The sequence below is a fragment of the Bradyrhizobium genomosp. III genome (assembly GCF_000261705.1).
Lineage (GTDB): Bacteria > Pseudomonadota > Alphaproteobacteria > Rhizobiales > Xanthobacteraceae > Bradyrhizobium > Bradyrhizobium ottawaense.
Genome location: NZ_AJQF01000133.1, coordinates 1 through 4,729, shown reverse-complemented (window position 1 = coordinate 4,729; position 4,729 = coordinate 1). Strand labels below are relative to the sequence as shown.

The window sequence follows — 4,729 nt, the reverse complement described above, 5'->3', positions numbered from 1 at the left end:
AGGCGGCGAGCCGCGGCTGCTGCCAGAGCGGCAATTGCATCCGTACGATTAGTCCATGTGGGTTGCGGTCGTGCAGCGACAGCTCGCCGCCATGGGCGAGCGCGATAGCGCGCGATCGACAGGCCGAGCCCGAAGCCGGTGGATTCGTCCATGGTGCGCGCATCGTCGCCGCGCACGAACGGCTCGAGCATCTCCTGCTTGCGCGAATCTGAAATGCCGGGGCCGTCGTCCTCGACGTCGATGACGAGCGTGGTGCCCGAGATGTCGAGGCGGATCGTCACCTCGGCGCCAAAGCGCACGGCGTTCTCGACCAGGTTGGTGACGCCGCGATGCAGATCGTCGGGCCGCGCGGCGGCGGTCATGGACGCCGGCCCGTCATAATGCACGACATGGCCCATGTCGCCGAACTGGTCGGCGACGAGCTGGAGCGTGCTGGCGATGTCGACCAGCGTCACGGCTTCGACCTTGCGGTCGTTGCGCAGCAGCGACAGCACCGATTCCAGCATCGCGCGCATCTGGTCGAGATCGACCAGCATGCGCTTGCGGTTGCCCTCGTCCTCGATGAATTCGGCGCGCAGGCGCAGCCGCGTGATCGGCGTGCGCAGATCGTGGCTGATCGCAGCGAGCATCCTGGTGCGATCCGACATCAGGCGGGCGATCCGTTCATGCATGCGGTTGAGCGCGCGCGCCACCGAGCGGATCTCTTCCGGGCCGCGCTCCGGCAGCGGCTCCGCCCCGCCATCGAGGCTGAAATTCTCGGCGGCCTTGGCGAAGGACGACAGCGGAGCGGCCAGCGCGCGCGCCGCCCACAGCCCGAGCACGCTGACGCAGATGAAAGCCGACATCAGCGCCATCAGCCACGGCGCGCCCCAGAACCATGGCCGCGGCCCGCCCTCGACATGCCCGGCGATCATGGTGCCGTCGGGCAACGCGACACCGACGCGGGATACTGTGCCGTCCGAGGTCAGCTGGACCGCCCGGTAGCCGCGCCCGAGATGACGGCGCATCCCGCGCAGGTGCTGATTGTCGTTCTCCTCGACGCTTGCGGTGCCGGGCGCGAGCATTTCGATGCCGAGCTTGGGGAAGGCGCGCGCGAGATCGGCGACGAGGCGCGGACGCTCGCCGGCCTCGGCCGAGCCGAGCAGCAGCGCGGCATCGGTCAACTGATGCGCGCCGTCCGGCGGCGTGTCGGGGCGGTCGGGCCGGCTGATCAGGAAGGCGGTGGTGACGACGAGATGGAGCGCGACGGTCGAAGCCAGCACCAGCGCGGCGATCTGCCCGCCGATCCCCTTGAGGTGGAAGAATCCGAACGGCTTCATCCTCGGCGCCCGCTTCAACTGCTCAGGGGCGCCGCAACCGCTTCAGTGCTCGCTGCTTGAGGGCTTGCTGCTTGAGGGCCTGCAACCTGCGTTCGCGGCGTGAACAGATAGCCGCCGGAGCGCACCGTCTTGATGAGGGTGGGATCGGCCGGATTGGGCTCGATCTTGCGGCGGATGCGGCTGACCAGCACGTCGATGGAGCGTTCGAACGATCCGGTGTTGCGGCCCTGCGTGAGGTCGAGCAGGCTGTCGCGTGACAGCACGCGGCCGGGCCGTTCGCAGAACGTGCGCAGGAGATCGAATTCGGCGCTGGTCACCGCGACGCGCGCGCCTTCCGGATTGCGCAGCTCGCGCAGCCGCAGGTCGATGTGCCAACCCTCGAAGGTGAGCGTGCTCGCGCCTTCGATCGAGCTTGCCGCTTGAGCCGCGGCCTGGCGGCGCAGCACGGCGTTGATGCGGGCGAGCAGCTCGCGCGGGTTGAATGGTTTCGGCAGATAGTCGTCCGCACCCATCTCGAGGCCGACGATGCGGTCGACGTCTTCGCCGCGCGCGGTCAGCATGATGATCGGCGTCTGCGCCTCGGCACGCACCTTGCGGCACAGGCTGAGGCCGTCCTCGCCCGGCAGCATGACGTCGAGGATGATGAGGTCGACGCGGTGATCGGCCATGGCGCGCGACATCTCGCGGCCGTCGCTCACGGCGGTGACGTTGCAGGCGTTGTTGCGCAGGTACTTCGCAATCAACGTCCGGGTTTCGCGGTCGTCTTCGACGACCAGGATGTTGGGATTGGGAATGGCCATGCGCTTTGTTTGTCCAGGATTCGGGCCAAATGGCGAAGATTTTTGTTTCGGATTGTTTCTGGTTGGCTTCCCGCAACAGGCGGCAATCGCGCCGTCGCGAAAGGGCAAGGTCTCGTTAAGGCCGTTAACCATAGCGTGGCGTGGTCCGCGACGAAACCCCGCAAAATCCAAGGAGCCATCATGACCTCGATTTCGGCGGCCTCCGCCGGCAACCACCAGTCGCCGCTTCAGCGGCTGCAGCAGGAATTGCAATCGGAAGTATCCGCCGGCACGATCTCGTCTTCGGACCAGTCGGCGCTCTCGACGGCGCTGACCGACATCGACACGGCACTCCAGCAGAGCCGGTCGAGCGACCAGTCCAGCGGCACGCGCCCCTCCAAGGACGAGATGCAATCGAAGATCGACGACCTCATCTCGAAAGAGGTGTCGAACGGCACGCTGACCTCGGACCAGGCCGAGGAGCTGAAGAACGTGTTTCAGTCCGCCTTCGCGAACGGTCCGGGCGGGGCGGGCGGCCCCGGTGGTGCAGGCGGACCTCCGCCCGGTCCGCCGCCGGACGACAGCTCCTCGGATTCGGCGTCGTCCACGGACTCGACCAGCAGTACCTCCAGCGACCAGACCACCGCCGAGATCCTCCAGCAGTTCCTGCAGGCGCTGCAGCAGTCGCAATCATCGAGCTCGCCTTACGGCGCCAACGGCGGCTCGTCCGGCAATTCCGACTTCTCCGCGCTTCTGATCGACTACAAGAGCTGACCCTGAGCGACGCGGGTCGGCGCGGGTCCTCGCCGCGATCGTGCTTCACCCAGGGCGCATGATCGTCGGCGGGGAACCGTGCGCCGCAAAATGTTCCTGGGTGACGCAGGAACACTCCCTGCGAGGTTTGCGCGCTCGCGCATAGCGCGACGAAATTGCGGCGCGCACGGAACTGCGTGTGATCAGCGCTGTTTTCTCTACACGAGTTTTTCTGTGAAGGAGAGGACAACATGCTGACGAAATCCATCGCCGCCGGCCTCGCCGGCACCGCACTGCTTGCGACCGTGGCGTTCGCGCAATCGCCGACCGCCACCACCGACAAGGCGCCGACCGCGGCCACCGCGACGACGGCCACCACGACCGCTTCTGGCGAGTGGCGTACGTCGAAGATGTCGGGCCTGAAGGTCTATAACGAGGCCAACGAGAACATCGGCTCGATCAACGAGCTGCTGATGGACAAGAGCGGCAACGTCAAGATTGCCGTGATCGGCGTCGGCGGCTTCCTCGGCATGGGCGAGCATCTGGTCGCCGTGCCCTATGAGAAATTGAAGTTCGTCAACGAGGCCGTCGCCTATACCGGCACCGGCACGAACCCGGGCGCCAAGCCCGCCGCGTCCACCACGACAGGCGCTGCGACCGGCACCGACAGGCCGGCTGCGACCACGACGTCGTCCACCTCGAAGTGGTATCCGGACCACGCTGTGTTCAATGCCAGCAAGGACGAGCTGAAGAACATGCCGGAGTTCAAGTACGCGGAGTAATGCAGGGAGTAATGCAGCCCGCGCAACTGCCTGAACGAAGCGCGCCCGGTTTTCGCCGGGCGCGCTGTCGTGTCTATTTCTTACCTCGTCCCGCTAGCGGGGGGAGGGAGACGGCTCTCAGTGCGTCACCAGCGGGCAGCCGCCCTTGTCGAGCGGACGGAAGGCCTCGTCGCCGGGCACGGTGGCGATCGGCTTGTAGAGGTCCCACTCGCCCTTGGATTCCTCGGGCTTCTTGACCTCGAACAGATACATGTCGTGGACCATGCGGCCGTCGATGCGGATCTTGCCGTTCCTGGCGAAGAAGTCGTTAACCGGCGTCTTGCGCATCTGCGCCATCACCTTCGGCGCCTCGTCGCTCTTGATGGCGTCGATCGCCTTCAGATAGTGCATGGTCGCCGAGTAGAGCCCGGCCTGGATCATGGTCGGCATGTGGCCGACCTTCTCGTTGAAGCGCTTGGAGAAGGCGCGAGTCTCCTCGTTCATGTCCCAGTAGAAGGCGTCGGTGACGATCAGGCCTTGCGTCGCCTTGATGCCGAGCGAATGCGTGTCGGTGATCTCCTGCAAGAGCGCGATCATCTTCTGGCCGCCCTGCGTCAGGCCGAACTCGGACGCCTGCTTCAGTGCATTGGTGGTGTCGCCGCCGGCATTGGCCAATGCGACCACCTTGGCCTTGGAGGCCTGGGCCTGGAGCAGGAAGGAGGAGAAGTCCGACGAGTTGAGCGGATGGCGGACTTCGCCGAGCACCTTGCCGCCGCTCTCCTTGACGACGTTGGCGGCGTCGCGCTGCAGCGCCATGCCGAAGGCGTAGTCGGCGGTGACGAAGAACCAGCTGTCCTCGCCGCGTTTCACCATCGCCTTGCCGGCGACGTTCGACAGCGCATAGGTGTCGTAGGTCCAGTGCACGGTGTTGGGCGAGCAGGCGGTGCCGGTGATGTCGGACGAGCCGCCGCCGGAATTGATGTGGATCCTGTTCTTCTCGCGCGTCAGGGCCGAGACCGGCAACGCCACCGACGACGTCGGAACGTCGAAGATCGCGTCGACCTTGTCGTTGTCATACCAGTTGCGGGCGATGTTGACGCCGACGTCGGGCTTGTTC

The 4,729-nt window shown here is 66.0% G+C and carries 4 protein-coding genes and 1 pseudogene; 2 read left to right on the top strand and 3 right to left on the bottom strand.

Annotated features, from left to right (window positions below; translation table 11 throughout):
• Both IC66_RS0111560 and IC66_RS0111555 read right to left on the bottom strand, forming a co-directional pair.
• A pseudogene (locus IC66_RS0111560) lies at nucleotides 1–1,319 on the bottom strand (ATP-binding protein); the annotation flags it as partial.
• Nucleotides 1,320–1,333: 14 nt separating this feature from the next.
• Nucleotides 1,334–2,119, bottom strand: a complete 786-nt coding sequence (locus IC66_RS0111555) for a response regulator (RefSeq protein WP_028145573.1) — start codon at nucleotides 2,117–2,119, stop codon at nucleotides 1,334–1,336.
• Between the two features lie 180 nt (nucleotides 2,120–2,299).
• On the opposite strand from IC66_RS0111555, the gene IC66_RS0111550 reads away from it, so the two are divergent.
• A complete protein-coding gene (locus tag IC66_RS0111550; RefSeq protein ID WP_038947720.1) occupies nucleotides 2,300–2,872 on the top strand; it encodes a hypothetical protein in 573 nt (190 codons plus the stop codon).
• 230 nt (nucleotides 2,873–3,102) lie between these two features.
• Nucleotides 3,103–3,633 carry a PRC-barrel domain-containing protein gene (locus IC66_RS0111545; RefSeq protein WP_018318630.1) on the top strand — a complete coding sequence of 177 codons (531 nt, stop codon included), beginning with the start codon at nucleotides 3,103–3,105 and terminating at the stop codon, nucleotides 3,631–3,633.
• Nucleotides 3,634–3,750: 117 nt separating this feature from the next.
• Here the strand turns inward: IC66_RS0111545 and IC66_RS0111540 are convergent.
• Nucleotides 3,751–4,729: ABC transporter substrate-binding protein (locus IC66_RS0111540; protein ID WP_038947719.1), on the bottom strand; the 979-nt coding region annotated here is incomplete at its 5' end.

What these genes read in the sequence shown, in the direction of transcription:
- IC66_RS0111545 (WP_018318630.1), top strand. Translation starts at nt 3,103, where the DNA reads ATGCTGACGAAATCCATCGCCGCCGGCCTCGCCGGCACCGCACTGCTT.
- IC66_RS0111550 (WP_038947720.1), top strand. Translation starts at nt 2,300, where the DNA reads ATGACCTCGATTTCGGCGGCCTCCGCCGGCAACCACCAGTCGCCGCTT.
- IC66_RS0111555 (WP_028145573.1), bottom strand. Translation starts at nt 2,119, where the DNA reads ATGGCCATTCCCAATCCCAACATCCTGGTCGTCGAAGACGACCGCGAA.